The following is a 19408-nucleotide window of genomic DNA, read 5'->3' as shown; positions in this document are numbered from 1 at the left end:
GCCCGTCAGGAACGGCACGCACGGCAATGCCGAGGGATCAGAATTTGAAGGTCGCGCGCGCGCCATATGTCCGGGGAGCGCCGATATTGGCGGTGAACAGTCCGGCAATGAACGCCTGCTGGATGCCGCCGGTATAATACACGGTCTTCGTCAGATTTCGTCCCCAGAGGCCGACCGACATGGTTCCGTCGGGCGTGGTGTAGGTAAGGTCTGCGTCCAGAACGGCGTAGGCACCGTCGCGTTCGGCCGGGATGAAGTCGATGCCGATCCATCGGGCACTGGCATATTTCGCGCTCGCCCCCGCGACCACATTGCCGCCGCCCGCCAGATCAAATGTATGTTGATACGACATCGTCCCCGACCATTCCGGCAGTCGCGCGACCTGATATCCCGTGCAGTCCTGGCGGATGTTGCCGGCAACCACCGATGTCGGACATCCGGTACTTCCCGGCTGGTAGATCGGCGCCGGCGTGTCGATGATGAACCGATCATACCGCGAATGCGCATACTCGCCGGTGAACGACAGCCGGTCGTTCGCCGTCGGCTGCACCACCAGATCGACGGTCGCACCGTAGATCGTGGCATCGCCGGCGTTGAACGTGATGAAGGCAAGGTTTCCGGCCGAGTCGAAATTGACCCGCGAATCCTGAAGGTCCTTGTACTTCCAATAATAGCCGGAAAGGTTCAGCTCGAGCCGGTTGTCGAAGAAGCGGTTCTTGATACCCGCCTCCGCGGCGTACAGCTTTTCCGGCTGGTAATAATTTCCGGGCGCACTGGACTGACCAAATCCGCCGGCTTTGAAGCCGGTGCTGTAAGTGGCGTAGAACATGCTGCGCGGAGCGAGGTCGTACTCGACACCCACTTTGTACGTCACGCCGTCGAAACTCCGACTGCCCGGGAAATTGATCAGGCGGGTCGGCGGATTGGTCTCGAGCGTGTCGACATAGCCGGCGACCCTGGCCTGCTCATGCGTATACCGAAGCCCGGCCAGGAGGCGCAGCCCGTCGACGATAGTGATCGTGGTCTGCCCGAATCCCGCATAGGACTTCGTTTTCGGCTGATACGAAATATAGTAGTTCTGGAGGACCCGGTTACCCAGGAACGGTACAGGCGTATCGCCGTTATTTACGAGGGAGACGCCGGTCTGGTCTTCGTCGAAGAAGAAGCCGCCGACCACCCAGGTGAAGGCGGATGTCGTGTTTCCCAAACGGGCCTCGACCGACGTCTGATCGGATGTCTGCGTTACCTGGAAACGCCCGCCGAGGTCGTTCGTGACATAGTTGATGTCGCCCTTCCGATAGGCGGGCAGTACGTTGAGGGTCGCAAAGCCCAGGTTCCAGGTGAGCAAGGCGCTGGCATTGTAGAGATCGCTGTTCTGATAGGCCTCGTTCTTCAGACGATTGGTGAAGGGGGCGAACGGGGCTGCCGACGGAAAGCTTTGCTTATAGTCGTTCGCCGCCGGCTCGGACACGGCCTTATAGGGGCTGGCACCGGGGCGGCGCGGCAGATAGACTCCGTTCGATCCCCTGCCGCCGACATGAATATAATCCGCGTTGACCAGCAGGCTGAAGTCCGCGGACGGTTCCCACTTGATCCTCATGCGTCCCGCCTGCTTGACATCGTCGAACGTATCGTCGGAGAGATAGCCGTCGCGACTGGTCACGTTGAACGCCGCGCGGACCGCGATGGTATCGCCGACAGGAAGGTTGATCGCGCCACTCGTGTTGATCAGGGCATAATTGCCCGCTTCCACGTTCAGCGCCATTTCGCGCCGGCCGAGCTTGGGCTCGTTGGTGACGACGTTGATCGATCCGCCGTTGGCGTTGCGTCCGTACAAGGTGCCTTGCGGTCCCTTCAGCACCTCGACGCGCGCCACGTCGTAGAAGTTTCCGTCCACACCGGTGGGTCGCCCGACATACACACCGTCGACGTTGAAGGCGACGCCCGGGGAAGCCAGCGGAGAATAGGCGTAACTGCCCACCCCGCGGACGAATATCTGGGTATTGGCGCCCCCCTTGCCGATCTCGACGCCGGTGGTCAGCTTGGAGATATCGGCCGGCGCCGTCAGCCCGGACTTGACCAGTTCGTCACCCCCGATCACCTGGATGGTGACCGACGCCTTCTGGGTGCTTTCCGCGCGTCGTTGCGCCGTGACGATGATATCGCCGATCTGTCCGGCAGCGGTCGCCGGGTCCTTCCCTGTCGTGCCGGGTGGCGCGACGTCGGGCGCGGTTGTCGTGGTGCTCGGCACCGTCTGACCGTGCGCCGCTGTTGCGGTGAGAATAGCAGCAAGCGTTAACGTGCAGCATGTTGCGCGATCCAGTTGACGCACAGTCCCCTCCTTTTCGGTTTCAGGTTGCCTATCGTCAGCCGGCGCGTCGCTTTTGCGCGTCGCCGGCTGGACAAACGTCGTTGTGTTTTGCGTATTTTTCGGGAGGCCGGTCAGGACGGCCCCGGTTAAGTCGTGGTGTCAGATCAGGCGTCGACCGCGGCTTCCGTCAGACGATCGGACCACCGGTCGACCTCATGAGCCAGGTCGCGTTCTTCGACATGCGTATTGGCCTGAAGATAGGCATGCGATGCGCTCAGCTCGCGATTGAGCTTTTGAAGGTCGACCCCGACGAGCTTGCCGTGACGCTTCTTGATCTTGCCGTCGACGAGGACCGTGTCGACGTTCGACACCTGACCCTGCAGGACGAGGCTCGCGATCGGATCGGTCATGGGGGCGAGGTTCGGCTGGCCGGCATCGATCAGCAGGATGTCCGCTCGCTTGCCGGGGACGAGGCTCCCGACGAGATGATCGATGCCCAGCGCCCGGGCGCCGTTGATCGTCGCCATGCGGAATACGTCGCGCACGCTGACCTTCTGATGCAGAACCGCCTGAAAGCCTGCTGCCGCAGGAGCATTGATCTGGTGTCGCGCGAAGTTGAGCGTAAGGCGCATGTTCGCGAACATGTCGGCGGACATGCAGCTTACCGTATCGGTTCCCAGCGATACGGGCGTGCCGGCCGCGATCGCCTCGATGAAGTTTACCGGCTTGGTGATCCCCATGTAGATTTCGGAATCGGGCGAACTGGCGAAATGCGCGCCGACCTCGTTCATCATCACGAAGTCGTTGAAGGTGAATTCATTGCAATGCGACAGGATCGCCAGTTCGTTCACGAGGTCCTTGGCATAGAGCTTGTAGATGCCGCGCGAGATAGGCGCGGCGCCGTTGCCGCAATGGGTGTGTGCGGTCCACTTGACGTTCATGTCGAGCGCCGATCGAACCTCCATCTCGGTATATTCGAACGGCAACAACTGCTGCTCGGTGATCGCGACGCCCATGCGCAGCAGATTGTCATCCGAGGCGAAATAACGCTGCCGGATCCGATACGCGTCGGCGATCCGGTCTTCCTGTTTCCTGAAGGCGTCGCTCTCCCAGACCGGACAATAGCCATAGGCCCACACGCCGCGAATGCCGGCATCCAGGGTGGCCTCGACCACGGCGTCCGCATGGTCGGGCGTGATGATGCAGTGCGAATGATCGAGTACGGATGTCGAACCGCTGTTCAGAAGCTCCAGCGCGCAGGCATAATTGCCGACGCGAACGTCTTCGGGACGATAGGAGGCAATGTAATTCTGCCGGATCGTTTCGAAATAGCCGAGCAGCGTCATGTCGCCGCAGATGCCGCGCAGCGCCGCCTGCCAGAGGTGCTTGTGTGCGTCGACAAAGCCCGGGATCGCGAGGAAGCCGTCCGCCTCGATGACGTCGCACCCCTCGGGCTGTTCGATGTCCTCCGCGATCTGGACGATCTCTCCGTTTCGTATCAGCAGTGACCCACGCCGCAGATCACCGATCTGGTCATCGTTCGATATGATCCAGGCGTTCCTGATCAGGGTAAAAGCGCTCATCGATCTCTCCGCTCGTTATGTAGTGCCGGGTCATGACCTCGGACGTGCGAGCCGCCGTCCGGATAACGGGGCGACGTTGCGGTGGGATCGAGCAGCTTCGAAGCGAGCAAATGCCACGGTCCTCTCCAAAAAACGGCGCCGTCTGAGTGCGGGCTCATTAGTGAGGATATATTCAGTTTCTTTGGATTGCAAGGGGGCTTCGCGCATCGGGCCTTGTGCCCGGCGCATCGCATCAGCTAGATTGATGATATGCTCAGATATGAGCATATATTCATTCGGAGAGGGTTTATGGCTGCTTTGCTGCTGTCGGGCGGTTTGGTCCTGACTCAGGATACGGAGCGGCGCGAGATACGCGCCGATATCCTGATCGAAGACGGAGTGATCACCCGGATCGACGCGGGCAGATCGATCGATCGATCGCTGGCGGATGAGGTTGTCGACGCCTCGGACTGTGCTGTGCTCCCGGGCTTCATCGATACGCATCGCCACACGTGGCAGACCGCCCTGCGCGGCATGGCGGCAGGCGAGTCGCTCCTGGGGTATCAGCACAAGATACAGGGTCGCTTCGGCGCCGAGTTCACCCCCGAAGACGTGTATGCCGGCAATCTGCTGGGTGCCTATGCTGCCGGGCAGGGCGGTATCACGACCCTGTGTGACGAGTCGCACGTCCAGAACAGCCCAGGCCACAGTGATGCGGCGATCGGGGGGCTGGCGGATGCCGGGATACGTGCCGTCTTCGACTATGGCTGGCCTTCGGTCGATGCGGAAAGCTGGCTCCGCGACAGCCGGCGGGAGCATCCCGATTATATCCGCACCATGTTGAAGGATGACCGGTGGACATCGAATCCGCTGCTCACGTTCCAGATGATGCTGCGCGGGCCGCTCATGACGCCGATCGACGTCACCGCACGCGATATCGCATTCGCCCGTGAACTCGGCCTTCGGTCCGTAATGCATGTCATCAAGGGAAATATCGATACCCTGGCGGAAGCCGGCCTCCTCGGCCCCGATCTCACATTCGTGCATTGCTGCGACAACTCGGACGAAGAGTTGCAGTTGATAGCCGGCTCCGGCGGAAGCGTGTCGAGCTCCCCTAATCTCGAACTGAACATGGTCGGTCTCGGGGCACCACCGATCCGACGGTTTATCGCGGCCGGGATCGAACCCAGCCTCAGCATCGATGTGGAGACATCGGTCGCAGGCGACATGTTCTCGACGATGCGCGCCGCGCTGCTCTCGCAAACCGCAGAGGAATTGTACCTCGGCGCAAGCGACCGGACCCGCCTTACGCCCCGAGACATCATCCGGTTCGCGACCATCAACGGTGCCAGGTCATGTGGCCTCGGAGAGGTCACGGGCAGCATCGAAGTCGGCAAACGCGCCGATCTTATCCTGATCCGGCTCGACGACCTGAATGTCGGGCCGGTGGATGATGCCTATGCCCCCGATGTCATCGTGGCGTCCGCCCATCCCGGGAACGTCTCGACCGTCATCGTGGATGGCAATTGCGTCCGTCGAGACGGACAACCCACAGACCCCAGGCTCGCAGCCCGCAGCATCCGACTGGCGGCCGAATCCCGCAGTAGACTGCTCGCCGCAACCAAGATCGTTCCCGCGGTTTCCTGCTGCTGACGGCGGGCGGCCCTGATGCCGCCTCTGTCGCTGGACGACTCTGAGCGAGGCTTATCCGGCCGTTTCGGAGGTGTGAATGCTGACTATCGAAGCCATCGACCACATCGTCTTCAACGTGCGGGACGTGGACGTGTCGGCGGATTGGTACGAGCGCGTGCTCGGCATGAAGCGGGTGGACGCCACGTCCGACGATGGCGGCCGGCGCACCAGCGTGACGTTTGGTCAGAACAAGATCAACCTGCGCCCGATCGATGCTTCGCAGGAGGACTGGTTCACCGGCACGATGCCCTCTGCCGGCGGGCAGGACCTGTGCTTCCTGACCGGCATCGCGCCCGATGCGGTCGCGGCGCACTTCCGGGCCTTGGACGTAGCGGTCGAGCTTGGCCCGGTGACGAAGAGCGGCGCACGGGGGCCGATCCGCTCCGTCTATGTCCGCGATCCTGACGGCAATCTGATCGAGGTTTCGTCCTACTCGTGATCTTCCCCCGGTTTGACGGACACGCTGGGTTAGCCGGTCATACGCTGCTCGGCTTGCTCGGGGGTTAGATACCCGAGGGCCGAGTGCATGCGGTGCCGATTGTAGAAGCGCTCGATGTATCCGAACAGCGCCTGTCGGGCTTCGGCGTGGATCGCCCACCGGCATTGATGGACCAGCTCGACCTTCAGGGTATGGAAGAAGCTCTCCATTGGGGCATTATCGTAGCAGTTGCCGGTGCGGCTCATCGAGGGCACCGCGCGGATTGCCGTCAGGTGATCGACATAGGGTCCAGCCGCGTATTGCGAGCCACGGTCGGAGTGGCAGATGAGGCCGGCCGCTGGTCGCTGCCGCTGGGCCGCCATCATCAATGCGGCGAGCGGCAGCTCTGTTCGCATATGATCGCGCATGGCCCACCCGACGATCTTGCGGGTCGCCAAGTCGAGCACTGCGGCCAGATACAGCCAGCCCTGACCGGTGGCGATATACGTGATGTCGGCAAGCCAGATCCGGTTCGGCGCGGTTGCCACGAAACACTGCGCCAGCAGGTTCGGCGCGACCGGCAGATAGTGGCGGCTGTCCGTCGTGCAGGGTCGGAACCCACGCCCGGCCAGCGCACGCATGCGGTGTCGGCGCATCAGCCGTTCGACACGGCCACGGCTGCATCGATGACCTTCCGCCCGCAGGGCGGCACGCATCCTGGGCGACCCGTATCGGCTCTGGTGTCGCGCCTGGAGCCGACGCATGTCGCCGAGCAGCGTCAGGTTCGCCGTCGTTCGCGCGCTCGGTGCCCGGCCACGCCAGTCGTAATAGCCGCTCCGCGACACGCCGAGCATGCGGCACCTGACGTTCACCGGTCAGGTAGACGCATGCTGCTCGATAAAGGCGAACTTCACCGCGGCATCTCCGCAAAGATGCCGACGGCTTTTCTTAGTATGTCGCGCTCCATCCGCGCCCAGTCCAACTCGCGGCGCAGCCGCGCGATCTCGGACGCCTGATCCGCCGGCAACGCCATCGTCGATACTGGCGGCTTTGCCGCCGGGCTTGCGGGTCGGCCGGTATCCTCAAACTGCCGCTGCCAGCGGCGCAGCATCGTGGGCATGATCCCCAACTCCGCCGCCACCTCGGTCTGCTTCCGACCGCTCGTCTCCCACAGCGCAACGGCCTCCCGCTCGAACTCCTCCGTGAACCGACGCTTTGTCGTATTCGCCATCATGCACCTCCTGGCTCCGCAGACCCTATCATCGGTGTCCGTCAAACCGGGGGAAGATCACCGATTCTGGTCCTCCAGCGTCCGCAACCGCGCTGCTTCCGACACGATCATCCCCACCGCATTTCGCCTTGCAGGTGTAGAATGTCGCATCGCATGATGCCATGCCTCCGCCACCGCGCGGCGGTCTTCATGCCAGCGCCATGCTCGCGCAGCACGCCGATGATCTGCTCCTCGGTAAAACGGCGTCGCCGCATCGCTCGTCTCCATCCGACGAGTTAACCTACCAATGGCATGATTTCCGGGCCGCAGGACAGCGACGCTTCGGCCCTTCGCAGGCCGACTCCAGGTGCCCATCCCTGACGTCGAAAAGCTCGCAGCAAAGCGTGCCCGCCTCCTTTCTTACAAAAGTATTGCGGTGCAGCGAAAATCTTGCTTGACTACGAATCAGTCGGAGGGTCCGCCGACAGCGTTTGATAGTTTCACGCGTAGCCGCATATGCGCACAAGCGTTGCGGATTTATAGGTCAGGATGCTTGGGGTGTCGACCGTCGACGGGGCGGGGCGCGCGGCTGATGTCGCGCCTGGGGACGCTCATATGGTGACACGCAGGATGATGTTGGGCCGGCTCGGGCTGATGGGCGGCTTGGGTGCGACGATGGGGGCGATGCAGGCGCTGGGCCTCGTCGGCACCGCGCACGCGCAGGACATGACCGGGTTGACCCCGACGTTGGGCAAGGGGCGACATGTCGTGGTTTTGGGTGCCGGGATCGCCGGCCTTACCGCGGCTTACGAACTGGAACAGGCGGGGTTTCTGGTGACGCTGTTGGAGGCGCGCAGGCGGGTCGGCGGTCGTGCCTGGACCGTGCGCGACGGCGACACGATCGAGATGAACGGTGAGGCGACCCAAACCGCCAGATTCTCGGATGGTATCTATTTCAACGCGGGGCCGGCACGCATCCCCAGCTTCCACCAGGGTTTGCTCGGCTATGCCAAAAGGTTCGGCGTGCCGCTGGAGGTGGAGGTCAATTCCAGCCGCTCCGCCTATGTCATGGCGGACGACGGGTCGAAAATCCGGATGCGCACCGCGATCAACGACATGCGCGGGCGGATCGCCGAACTGCTGGCCAAGGCGATCGGCAAGGGGGCGCTCGACACCGAACTGACGGTGGCCGATCGCGAAAAGCTGATGCCGTTCCTGAAGGCGTACGGTGATCTCGGCGACGGGAACGCATTCACCGGGACCGAACGATCGGGCTTCGGCACCGCGCCGGGCGCGGGCGTCACCTTCGCCTCGCCGTCGACCGCGATGCCGCTGGATCAGCTGCTCGCCAACCAGCGGCTGCCGATGACGCTGTTCGAAGACAATCTCTACATGCAGGCGACGATGTTCGAGCCGGTCGGCGGCATGGACCGGATCCACGCCGCGATGGACAAGGCGCTACGCCGCCCGGCGTTGCGTGGTGCCGAAGTGACGCGGATCCGCCAGCGCTCCGGCGATGTCGAGGTCGTCTATCGCGACACCGCAAGCGACGTGGTCGAAACGGTCGTGGCGGATTATCTGATCTGTACCATTCCATTCCCGGTGCTGGCCGGTATCGACACCAATTTCTCCCCGAAGCTGAAAAAAACGATCGCGGGTGTCGTCTACGATCATTCGAACAAGGTGGCGTTCGAGAGCCCGCGCTTTTGGGAGAAGGAGCAGATCTACGGCGGCATCTCGTTCGTCGGCGGCCCGACGACGTTGGTCTGGTATCCTTCCGCCGGGTTGCACACCGATCGTGGCATGCTGCTCGGCTGCTATTCGTCCGGACCCATAGCGGCGGAATTCCAGAAGCGGCCGATCGCCGAACAGATCGCGTTCAGCCGCGGTGTCGTCGACAGATTGCATCCCGGCCACGGGGCCGACCTCGTCAACGGGATCGCTGTCAACTGGCACAAAATTCCCTACAGCCTGGGGCCATGGCCCGACTGGAATGCCGGTAGTGCCAACGGCCGGCAGGAGGGGCATATCGATACCGAAGCCTTCCGCTTCCTGCAGGCACCCGAAGGCCGCGTCTATTTCGCCAGTGCGGCGCTCAGCCAGACACCCGGCTGGCAAGAGGGCGGCATCCAGTCGGCGCGGGCGCAGGTGCTGGCGCTCGCCAGGCGGGTCACCGCCCAGGCATTGGTCACCCCCGCGGCCCGCGCTGCATGAACCGCGCCGCACCGGCGCTCGCCATCCGCACCGCCGCACCGGACGACACGCCGGCGCTCGAGCGGTTGATCGAACGATCGGCGCGGGCGCTCAGCCGCGATCATTACTCCGACGTGCGGATCGAGGCCGCGATCACCCATGTCTTTGGCGTCGACCGCGAACTGGTGGCCGACGGCAGCTATTTCGTTGCGGATTGGGATGGCGGCCTGGCGGGATGCGGCGGGCGGAGCAGGCGTGCGACGCTGTTCGGTGGCGATCGCTTCGCCAGCCGCTCCAGTGGGGCGCTCGATTCCGCCCGCGACGCCGCGTGCATCCGCGCCTTCTTCGTCAGCCTCGATCACGCACGTCGCGGAGTTGGCACGGCGCTGCTTGCGGCATGTGAAGACGCGGCGAGAGGCGCAGGCTTTCGCCGTGCGACGCTGATGGCGACGCTGCCCGGCGGACCCTTCTATTCGGCGCATGGCTACGTGGCCGAAGCGCAACGGTCCATGATTGCGGCGGGGTCACCCGTGCCTTTCGTAATGATGAGCAGGATATTGTTGCGAAAATGTAACAATCAATGAAATTTAATCGATGTAACGATCAGCAATACGATTGCGGTTGAATTGAATCCGTTATCGTAGATTATGACAGTAGTTTCACATTGCGGAGTATATTGGTCCAAAGTCCGACTTTGGGGATGAAGATACTTGTCAAAATCCAAATTATATACGGGGCGGGGATGCCGGGGCTCACCTGACATTATTGGGGGCAGTCCATGGATTTCGAAACGGGAACGTCACGCATCGCTCTTGCGACCATCCTTTTCATTGCGTCCACTACCGCGGCACGGGCCCAGGCCACGCAACAGGCGCCGGCGCCGGTGCTCATGCCGATCGCTGCAAGCGCCGTCGAACCGGGCGCCGATACGCAGCAGACGTTGGTGTCGGATGCGGGGCAGCAGCAGGGCAACGATATCATCGTCACCGGCACCCGCGCGACCGGCATCACTGCCGCGGAAAGCGCCGCACCGATCAAGGTGCTCGATGCCGACACGCTGAGCCACGTCGGTCAGCCGAACCTCAACCAAGTCCTGACGCAGCTCGTGCCGTCGTTCACCGCGCAGGCCTTCGGTGGCGACACCGCCAATCTGACGCTGTCGGCGCGACTGCGTGGACTCAGTCCGAATCACACGCTGGTGCTCGTCAACGGCAAACGGCGTCACGGCACGTCCAACCTTGCCGTCCTCGGCGGCCCCTATCAGGGTGCCGCGACCGCCGATCTCGATCTCATCAGTCCCTCGTCGATCAAGCGGATCGAGGTGCTCGAGGATGGTGCGGCTGCGCAATACGGCTCCGACGCGATCGCCGGCGTCATCAACATCATCCTCAAGGACGACAAGGAGGGCGGCGACGGCTATGTGACCGCGGGCAAGAATTACGACGTCGGCGGCGATACCTATGCGGGCACGCTGCACCTCGCGACGAAGGTGGGCGACAGCGGGTATTTCAACGTCACCGCCTTTCACCGCTTTCATGACTTCACCCGGATCGGCGGGCTCGATCGGCGCGTTACCGACACCACCGGAACGCTGTTGCCGCTGTCGACGCCGACGACCTACGGCATCAGCGCGATTCAGCGGCAATTGTATCCGGGAATGGCCGGCTTTCCGTACGTCAATTCGATCAACGGGGATGCGCAGTCGCGGCTGACCAACCTGCAATACAATACGGCATACGACTTCGGCGACAGCGAGGTGTACAGCTTCGGCACCTATTCCCGGCGGATCGCCAGCGCCAACGAGAACGTCCGCGTGCCCACCCGCGTGTCGCGCACGGTCGCCGGCGTCACCACCTATTTCGATCCCGAGGGCGACAGCCCACCCAACGGATTCATCCCGCGCGAGAAAATCCGCGAGGAGGACATGGCGTTCACCGGCGGCGTCCGCGGCATGCTGAGCGGATTTCATTACGATCTGTCGACGACGTTCGGGCAGGACAAGGCCGAAATCTATACGGTCAATTCCGCCAACGCCTCGCTGTTCGCCGATACCGGCTTCACGCCGACCAGCTTCTACGACGGCTTCTTCAAATCGACGGAATTCACCGCCAACGCCGATTTCACGCATGAGATCGACGCCGGACTGGCGGAGCCGATCAACCTCGCCTTCGGTGCCGAATATCGCCGGAACATCTATCAGATCGGATCGGGCGATGCCGGGTCGATCTACAAGGAAGGCGGCCAGTCCTATCCCGGCTTCCGCTCCTCCGACGCGGGCGTGCACGGCCGCCATGCGCACGCCGCCTATGGCGATGTCGCCGCCGTGCCGGTCGAAGGGCTGAAGCTCGACGTCGCCGGCCGCTACGAACATTATTCCGATTTCGGCAGCCGGTTCATCTACAAGGGCACCGGCCGCTACGACTTTTCCGACGCGTTCGCGCTGCGCGGTACGTTTTCGACCGGTTTTCGCGCGCCGACGCTGGCGGAATCCTTCTATTCGGCGACCAACGTGTCGCCGACATCGGCCTTCGTACAGCTTCCCGCCAACTCCGCCGCGGCGAAGCTCATCGGCTTCCAGAACCTGAAGCCAGAAAAATCCACCAACTACTCGCTCGGCACTGTCATCCGTCCAGTGGACAGGCTTACGATCACGCTCGACGCCTATCAGGTGCGGATTCGCGACCGCATCCTCGGCACCGGGTCGATCTTCGGCAGCGGCGGCGCCGTGAACTTCCCGATCGTGACGCGGGCAATCATCGCCAACGGCAACGTGCTGGATCCGACGGTCAGCCAGACGGGCATCAACATCTTCACCAACGGTGCCAACACCCGCACCCGCGGCGTCGACCTCGTCGTCAGCTACGCCACGGATTTCGGCGATTGCGGTAAGGCGAACTGGACGATCTCGGGCAATTACAACGAAACCAAGCTCACCAAGCTGATCGCCGCGCCGGTGACGCTGACCAATCCGCGTACCGGACAGGCGATCCCGCTGTTCGATCTCGGCGCGCAGGCCAATATCGAAACGGCATCGCCGCGGGTTAAGGTGATCTCCTCGGTGCTTTACACGCTGGACAAATTCTCGGCGACGCTGCGCGGCACCGTTTATGGCAAATCGTCGGCACAGCTAACCCCCGATGGCGGCACCTATTACAAGCAGACGATCGGCACCGCATTCATCGGCGATATCGAACTCAATTACGATATAACGTCCGATCTTAGCCTGGCGGTGGGCGCGAACAACGTCTTCAACAAACGACCGCCGACCGTTCCGCTAGTGCCGGGGACGACCAACCTGACGCTGGTCAACGGTGGCAACGTGCTGGATGCACCGCTTACCTTCAGCCCGTACGGCATCAACGGCGGATATTATTACGCCCGGATAAACGTATCCTTCTGACATCCTGGAGATCGACCATCATGCGCTTGGTTTCTTTCGCTTATGCCACCATCGCCATGGCGAGCGTCTCATCGCCGGCGATGGCGCAAACCGTCGTCAAACATCCGAGCCCGCCGCCCGCGCTGATCCTGCAATCGGTGACGGTGAAGCCCGGGGCGACGACCCTCTATCTCAGCGGACAGCTCGCAGCGCCGCTGGACCCGACCAAGAAGGTGCCGCCCGCGCAGCTGAGCATCGCCGATTTCGGCGACACCAAGACGCAGACGGTGAGCGTCCTCGGCAAGATCAAGGCGATCCTTGCCGAGCATGGCTATACGATGGCCGACCTGATCAAACTCACCGTGTTCGTCGCGGGCGATCCGAAGCTTGGCAACAAGATGGACTTTGCCGGCATGAACGATGGCTTCAAGCAGTTTTTCGGCACCGCAGACAACCCTGCCACCGTCGCGCGCTCCACCGTCCAGGTCGCCGCGCTTGCAGGTCCAGCGTTCCTCGTCGAGATCGAGGCTACGGCCGCGAAGTAAGCGCGCTGTCGGGCGGCACGTGGTTACGCCGCGTGCCGCTTTGGCTGGTTACGAAAACTGGGGCGATGATTTTCGCATCGGCGGTGGGCGGACCCGCAGCAGGACTGCGGGCTTCCGTCAAACCAAATGCACCGGCTGGCAATCGGGTGATGCTGGGGTAGGGCCACCAAATCGCTGGTTCGCTCCCGGTAGGGTTGCTCAACTGCGATCAAACCTTTCGGGATTCCCGTAGGCTACCGAAGGGAGTATTCCAGAGACCAGCAGAGGCGATTGGTTTTGGCCACAGCCACGCGTTGCGTATTTCGTGCGCGTTCGGCAGAGCATGATGATGAACAACATGCAACCGTCTGATGGAGGCTCAAGTTCGGCGCAGCGGGCGCTGACGATCCTGACGTGCTTCCGCCACGGTGACGATGCGCTTTCGCTCGCGGAAATCGCGCTGCGCACGGGTTTGGTGAAGAGTACCATCCTGCGGCAACTATCATCGCTCGGCCAGGCCAACCTCGTCATCCGGGTCGACAACAAATACCGGCTCGGCAGCGAGATCTACCGTCTGCACAGCATCTACAGTGCATCGCAGGGGCTGGACGCGGTGATCGTGCCGATGCTGCAGGCGCTCGCCGAGCAGACGCTCGAGACGGCGGCCTTCTACATCGAGCAGGAAGGCCAGCGCTTTTGCCAGTTCAGGGCGAATTCCCCCCAGGCGCTGCGCCTCGACATCACGCCGGGGTCGTATCGCCCGCTGGACAATGCCTCGTCCGCGCAGATCCTGAAGCTGTTCCGCCACTGGCCCGACGAGCGACCGCCGATCCCCGCCGTTCCGCTCTATACGGCGGGCGCCACCAATCCGCACACGGCCTCGGTGTCGCTGCCGATCCTGGGGCAGGGCGACCGGCTGGTGGGGGCGCTCAGCATCACCGGACCTTCGTCGCGCCTCACCTATGATGCGGCGAAGCGGATCGAGAATCCGATCATGGACGCGGCGATCCGCATGAGCCGGACGCTGGGCGCCGACCTCACCACGTTCGGCGCCTTCGCTCAGTCGAAGCCGTAGAAACGCTTCGGCGTGTCGACGAGGATGCGGTCGCGCACCGCCGCGTCGGGCGCCCAGCGGCCCAGGAGATCGAGCAGCGCGGCATCGTCCGGCAACCGGCCGGTCTGCCCCCGGTGCGGCCAGTCGCTTCCCCACACCAGACGATCGGGCCCCGCGCGCACGTAGCTTTGCGCGATCCCGTCGAGGTCGTGATAGTCGGGGCCGGACACGCTGGAGATATAGGCACCCGACAGCTTGAGCCAGGTGCGCCCGTTGGCGAGCAGGCGCAGGATCGCGGCGTGGCCCGCGCCGTCGCCGTCCGCGGGCGCGACCGCGCCGAGGTGATCGATCATCAGCGGCACGGGCAGGGCGGCGAGCAGCGCCTCCATCTCGGCGATCTGGGGCCCGCGGGCGTAGATCTGGATATGCCAGCCCTGCGCCGCGGCGATGCGCGCGGTCGCCATCAGGCGCCGCGGATCGGATTTGCCCCAGGGTTGCGGCGACACGAAATTCACGCGGATGCCGCGCACGCCGCGGGCGGTCATGCCCGCCGGATCGGCGGGCGGCGCGTCGCTGTCGATCACGATCACGCCGCGCGCGCCGGCGCCGAACTGATCGAGCGCATCCAGCGTCGCCCGATTGTCCGCGCCATAGGTGGACGGCGTGACCACCACGACGCGTTGCGTGCCGATCCTCGCCTGGAAGCGCCGGTACGCCGCGACGCTCGCATCGTTGACCGGCTCGCCCTTCCAGCCCGGCACCGCCGGAAAGCGCGGGTCGATGATGTGGATGTGGCTGTCGCACGCGCCGCGCGGCACCCGCAGCGCCGGCGGCCCCGCCCCGACGGAGAAGGGCGACGTCAGGCGGCTGGGTCCGGCACAGGCGCCGAGGACGGCGAGCCCTGCGCCGCCGATCAGCGCCCGGCGCGACAGGTCCGCGCTCATCCTTGCGTGTCCCCGACCTGCGCCATGCGGGCGCGGCTGCACAGCCGGTAGACCTCCTCGAAGCGCAGGTAGCTCTCCCGCCCGACGAGGAACGGGTTGGTCCTGGCGCCGGCGCGGCGCCTGGCCAGCCGTGCGACCAGATCGTCGGTATCGCCGTGCGACGAGAGTTCCACGTCCACGTTCGCGCGCGTCGTCGCGTCGGCGAAATGATCGATCGCGGTCAGGAAGGTGCGGCGATCCTCCAGCTTCCCCGGGAAGCCGTTGCCGCCCCAATAGGCCGCCATATGCGTCTGGCCGCCCTGCTGCACGGGCAGGATGAACGACAGCGTGCCCGGCGTATGACCCGGCGTCGCGACCGCCGTCACGGTCGCGCCGCCCAGCGTCACCGTGTCGCCGTCCTTCAGGACCAGGTCGCGCTTGGGTCGCGGCGAGGCGGCGAGCGGCGATGCACTCGTCATCCGCTCCAGCCCCTGCCAGGCGGGCTCGCTCATCCCGACGCGTGCGCCCGACAATTGCTGGAGCAGCGGCGCGCCGCCGTAATGGTCGCCATGTTCATGGCTGACCAGGATATAGCGGATGCGGGCGGGGTCGAGGCCGACCGAGCGCAGTCCGTCGACCACGTAGTGCTGCGCATCCTTCGCGTTGGTGAGGCTGTCGATCAGGATGATGCCGTCCGGCGTGTCGAGCGCCCAGGCCGACACGTCCGCGTCGCCGACGTAATAGAGGTTGTCGAACACCTTGGTCGCGGGCGGTGCCGTCAGGCCGGACACGACATGCCCACCGGTCGCGTGGCAGCGAAAGGACACGGTGGTCGGCCAATCCTTGCCGCCGACGTCGACGGCCATCCGGCCATAGGCGATCGCCGCGGGCGTGCTCAGCCCGGTTTCGCGGATCAGCTCGGCATAGGTGCGCACCGGTTTGGGCAGGTCGCGATGTTCGGGCGCGGCGTGGATGGCCACGCCGCCGAGGGCGGCGAGGGCACATGCGGTGGTGACAGCGATCTTCTTCACAGCCGTATCCTCATACCGAAGCGGAAGTTGCGACCGACCAGATCATACAGGGCGGCGTTGGTCGCGATGGCGATATTGCCGGCGCCCGGCGCGAAGGGCGGATCGTGATCCAGGATGTTGCGGATATCCAGGTACAGTTCGACCTTCCCGTTGGCGGGCGGCAGCTTCATGCTGATCTGGCCGTCGAGATAGACCTGCGGCTTGATATGCAGCAGGTCGATATCCGCCGCGGTCTTGGTGACGTCATACGCACCGCCGCCGATCAACCGGCCTTGCAGGTAGAAGGAGGCGAAGTCGCTCGACAGGTTGGCCGAGGCATTGCCCGCCCAGTGCGGTGTCGGGCTCAGCCCCACTTCGCCGGCGCGGTTGATCGGCGCCGAGCCGGGCACGGTGCTTTCCAGCTTGTCGAGATAGGCGACCAGGCCGCGCAGCGCGAGCCGCGAATTGTCACCCACCAGATTGCCCAGGTCGAACCGATAGGCCAGCTCCATGTCGACGCCGCGAGCCTGTTGCAGCGCGAGGTTGATCGGAATGCCCAGCACGCGCGTCAGCACGCCGTTGGCGTCGCGGATCGTCTGGCTGCAGGCGAGCTGATTGCCGGCGAAACACTGGTCCAGCAACTGCTGCGGCGTCACCGTCTGGATCGCGTCCTTGATGCGGATATTGTAGTAATCGACCGAGAAGGACAGGCGCGGGATCTGCGTCGGTTCGACGACGAGGCCGACGGTGAGCGTCTGCGCGGTCTCCGGCTTCAGGGTGGGATTGCCGCCCAAGGTCACCGGGATGCCCTGCGCGATCGCACCGCCGCGGAACGGATCGGTCGGCGACGCCGTCTGCATCCGGCCGGCGTTGAACAGTTCGGACACGTTGGGCGCGCGGATGTCGCGCGACCGGGTGCCGCGCAGCCGCAGCCCCTCGAACGGCGTATAGCTGAGCCCGGCCTTCCACGACCAGATCGATCCGCTGGTGCTGTAGTCGGTGACGCGCCCGGCGGCGTTCAGCTCGAGGTCCTTGCCGAGCGGCGAGTTGTCGAGCAGCGGGACGACCGTTTCGACATAGCCTTCCTTGACGGTGTAGCCGCCCGACCAGGGCTGGGGATTGCCGAACAGATAGGCGCCGGCGACGGACAGGGGATCGGCCGTCACGCGGGCCTGTTCGCGGCGCCATTCCCCGCCGACGGCCAGCGAGATCGGGCCCGCCCAGCCGTCGAGCAGCTTGCCCGACAGGTTGCCGGCGACGACATGCTGGCGAAGGCGCGAGGTGGAGCTGCTCGTGCCGAGCACGTAATCCAGCGCCGCCTCGGACGCGCGGTTCGCGCCGAAGGGATTGAAGGGCACGCAGCCGTTGCCGGGATTGGTCAGCGTCGAGCGGCAGACGATCTGGCCGGTCGGACTGAACACCGCGTCGATCGCGGCGGTAAAGCGCGGGACGTTCTCGACGTTCAGAATGTCGGTCTGCTGCTTGGAATAGCCATATTGGTAATAGGCATCCCACTTCCAGCCGCCGAACGCGCCCTTCGCCCCGGCGACGTAGCGCTGGGTCTGCGCGTCGTTCTCGGTATGGACGAAGCCGCGTTCGTCCGAGTGGCGCAGGAAGGTGAAGCCGGTCACGCCCGCCGCCGCCGCCTGCGCCCGGATCGCCGCGGGCAGGAAGGCATTGTCGGCGCGGATCGTCAGCGGATTGCCGAACTGATGCCGGTTATAGGCATTGACGTAATCCGTGGTGCTGCGCCCGTAGAGACCCTCGACGAAGATCTTGGTGTTGGTCGCCACCTCATATTCCGCGCGGCCGAAGACGTTGCGGCGCTGGAGCGGACGCACGAGCTGCTGGATCAGCTCGCTGTTGATCCCGTCGCCGCCGATCTGCTGCCCGCCCGAGCGGTAGGAGCCGAAGCTGTACGGGGCGGTGGACCCGTCCGGCAGGAACTGGATGCCGGCGAACTGGGCATTCGCCGCCGCCGTGCCGCCGGTTCCGGTCAGGAACATGCCGCCGACGGTGCCCACGGTCAGCACGTTGCTGCGCGAGATCTGCCGGGGGCCGCCGGCCGGGCCGGCGATGAAGTTGTTGCCCTGGCTCGACCAGCCGCGCTTGCCCGGCAGCGCGCCGTCATTGTCGAAGAATTCGCCGGCGACGACGACATGACCGCGGCCGCCCGCGAAGTCCGTGCCGAGCGCGCCCTGCAGCTTGACCTCGCGATTGTCGCCGCGTTGCGAGAAGCCGTAATAGCCGTCCAGCTTCGCACCGGAATAATTGGTGTCGAGGATGAAGTTGACGACGCCCGCGACCGCATCCGATCCATAGGCCGCCGATGCGCCGCCCGTCACCACCTCGACCCGCTGGATGAGCGCGGCGGGAATCAGGTTGACGTCGACGCTGCCGGTCAGCGCGCTGGTGACGAACCGGCGCCCGTCGACGAGGGTCAGCGTCCGCGAGGGACCGAGCGAGCGAAGATCGAGGAAGCTCTGCCCGCCGTTCACCGTACCCGAGTTACGCTGCGGTCCCGACGTGTTGACCAGCGCGGGCAGCGTGCGGAGCGATTCGGCGACCGTCGAGGGGGCGGCTTGCACCAGTTGCTGCTCGCTCAGCGACGTGACCGGGGTCGGTGCGGTAAAGCCCGTCCGCCCGATCCGGGAACCGGTGACCACGATATCCGTGCCGGGGGCGGGCTCGGCGGCATCGGCCGTCGCCTGTTCGGTCGACGAGGCCAGGCTGGTCGCGGGATCGGCCACGACCTCCGGATCGGCCGGCGTCGCGCCGGCGGGGGGAGGCGAGGCGACCTGCGCCCAGGCCCCTGTCGTCATCGATGCCAGGCTTGCGCCGATCAGAAGCAGCCTGACGGCCCGGACTCGCACGTTCAGCGGTGCTGTTCTCATACATCCCCTCCTTGCTGTCGCGCCCGTTCTCGGCGCATCGGCCATTTTGCCGTTAGCGTTCGTGTATGCGCACTTTTCGGCGTTCGCAACACCAAAATGGAACAACGTTGCGCTTGACGGAATGATTGGCGCGTTTTAGGTCGTTATGGCCCTTTCCGTCGAAAGGGTGCTGCTTTTTTGGAACGCTCTTCCGATCTGAAGGGGGCGGCTGGCAAAGCGACAAGCTGGAGAGGGGTGC

Annotated in this window: 12 protein-coding genes and 2 pseudogenes; 7 read left to right on the top strand and 7 right to left on the bottom strand. The window is 64.4% G+C overall.

Translation table 11 applies throughout. From position 1 onward, the window contains the following. Positions 1-37: 37 nt before the first annotated feature. Positions 38-2332, bottom strand: coding sequence for a TonB-dependent receptor (locus DM480_RS04845; RefSeq protein WP_157968769.1), 2295 nt, complete (start codon positions 2330-2332; stop codon positions 38-40). Positions 2333-2475: 143 nt separating this feature from the next. After that, positions 2476-3894: an amidohydrolase family protein gene (locus tag DM480_RS04840; protein ID WP_115377829.1), complete on the bottom strand. Its 1419-nt coding sequence runs from the start codon at positions 3892-3894 to the stop codon at positions 2476-2478. Positions 3895-4182: 288 nt separating this feature from the next. Between DM480_RS04840 and DM480_RS04835 the strand changes: the two genes are divergently transcribed. Further along, positions 4183-5526, top strand: a complete 1344-nt coding sequence (locus DM480_RS04835) for an amidohydrolase family protein (protein WP_157968768.1) — start codon at positions 4183-4185, stop codon at positions 5524-5526. A 76-nt stretch (positions 5527-5602) separates the two neighbouring features. Then, positions 5603-6004 (top strand): VOC family protein, encoded by a 402-nt coding sequence (locus DM480_RS04830; RefSeq protein ID WP_115377827.1) that lies wholly within the window; start codon positions 5603-5605, stop codon positions 6002-6004. 29 nt (positions 6005-6033) lie between these two features. Here the strand turns inward: DM480_RS04830 and DM480_RS04825 are convergent. After that, positions 6034-7214: pseudogene (locus DM480_RS04825) on the bottom strand (IS3 family transposase). A 63-nt stretch (positions 7215-7277) separates the two neighbouring features. After that, positions 7278-7468: pseudogene (locus DM480_RS18430) on the bottom strand (transposase); the annotation flags it as partial. Positions 7469-7823: 355 nt separating this feature from the next. Between DM480_RS18430 and DM480_RS04820 the strand changes: the two are divergent. The 5 genes from DM480_RS04820 (at position 7824) to DM480_RS04800 (ending at position 14364) form a co-directional block, all read left to right on the top strand. Beyond that, positions 7824-9407 carry a flavin monoamine oxidase family protein gene (locus DM480_RS04820; RefSeq protein ID WP_157968767.1) on the top strand — a complete coding sequence of 528 codons (1584 nt, stop codon included), beginning with the start codon at positions 7824-7826 and terminating at the stop codon, positions 9405-9407. 65 nt (positions 9408-9472) lie between these two features. Next, positions 9473-9970 carry a GNAT family N-acetyltransferase gene (locus DM480_RS04815; protein ID WP_232834126.1) on the top strand — a complete coding sequence of 166 codons (498 nt, stop codon included), beginning with the start codon at positions 9473-9475 and terminating at the stop codon, positions 9968-9970. Positions 9971-10275: 305 nt separating this feature from the next. Next, the gene (locus tag DM480_RS04810) at positions 10276-12786 is read left to right on the top strand and encodes a TonB-dependent receptor plug domain-containing protein (protein ID WP_115380861.1); all 2511 of its coding nucleotides are present in this window, start codon (positions 10276-10278) and stop codon (positions 12784-12786) included. Between the two features lie 20 nt (positions 12787-12806). Beyond that, entirely contained in the window at positions 12807-13310 is a 504-nt protein-coding gene (locus DM480_RS04805) for a RidA family protein (protein ID WP_115377824.1), read from the top strand. A 337-nt stretch (positions 13311-13647) separates the two neighbouring features. Then, positions 13648-14364, top strand: coding sequence for an IclR family transcriptional regulator (locus tag DM480_RS04800; RefSeq protein ID WP_198665899.1), 717 nt, complete (start codon positions 13648-13650; stop codon positions 14362-14364). Here DM480_RS04800 and DM480_RS04795 read toward each other — a convergent pair. From DM480_RS04795 to DM480_RS04785, 3 genes are read right to left on the bottom strand one after another with little or no spacing between them, the layout of a single operon-like run. Then, complete coding sequence (locus DM480_RS04795) at positions 14349-15287, bottom strand: amidohydrolase family protein (protein ID WP_115377822.1); 939 nt, start codon at positions 15285-15287, stop codon at positions 14349-14351. The genes DM480_RS04800 and DM480_RS04795 overlap by 16 nt on opposite strands. Further along, positions 15284-16297 (bottom strand): MBL fold metallo-hydrolase, encoded by a 1014-nt coding sequence (locus DM480_RS04790; protein ID WP_115377821.1) that lies wholly within the window; start codon positions 16295-16297, stop codon positions 15284-15286. Before DM480_RS04790 ends, DM480_RS04795 begins: the two co-directional genes overlap by 4 nt. Further along, entirely contained in the window at positions 16294-19098 is a 2805-nt protein-coding gene (locus DM480_RS04785; RefSeq protein WP_115377820.1) for a TonB-dependent receptor plug domain-containing protein, read from the bottom strand. Before DM480_RS04785 ends, DM480_RS04790 begins: the two co-directional genes overlap by 4 nt. Positions 19099-19408 lie beyond the last annotated feature (310 nt).

The sequence above is a fragment of the Sphingomonas sp. FARSPH genome, assembly GCF_003355005.1.
Classification (GTDB): domain Bacteria; phylum Pseudomonadota; class Alphaproteobacteria; order Sphingomonadales; family Sphingomonadaceae; genus Sphingomonas.
The sequence above is the reverse complement of the archived record's forward strand: the minus strand, read 5'-3'. Positions and strand labels throughout refer to the sequence as shown.

Coding starts and splice junctions, on each gene's coding strand:
- DM480_RS04840 (WP_115377829.1), bottom strand. CDS start 3,894: ATGAGCGCTTTTACCCTGATCAGGAACGCCTGGATCATATCGAACGAT.
- DM480_RS04835 (WP_157968768.1), top strand. CDS start 4,183: ATGGCTGCTTTGCTGCTGTCGGGCGGTTTGGTCCTGACTCAGGATACG.
- DM480_RS04805 (WP_115377824.1), top strand. CDS start 12,807: ATGCGCTTGGTTTCTTTCGCTTATGCCACCATCGCCATGGCGAGCGTC.
- DM480_RS04830 (WP_115377827.1), top strand. CDS start 5,603: ATGCTGACTATCGAAGCCATCGACCACATCGTCTTCAACGTGCGGGAC.
- DM480_RS04785 (WP_115377820.1), bottom strand. CDS start 19,098: ATGACGACAGGGGCCTGGGCGCAGGTCGCCTCGCCTCCCCCCGCCGGC.
- DM480_RS04820 (WP_157968767.1), top strand. CDS start 7,824: ATGATGTTGGGCCGGCTCGGGCTGATGGGCGGCTTGGGTGCGACGATG.
- DM480_RS04800 (WP_198665899.1), top strand. CDS start 13,648: ATGCAACCGTCTGATGGAGGCTCAAGTTCGGCGCAGCGGGCGCTGACG.
- DM480_RS04810 (WP_115380861.1), top strand. CDS start 10,276: ATGCCGATCGCTGCAAGCGCCGTCGAACCGGGCGCCGATACGCAGCAG.
- DM480_RS04795 (WP_115377822.1), bottom strand. CDS start 15,287: ATGAGCGCGGACCTGTCGCGCCGGGCGCTGATCGGCGGCGCAGGGCTC.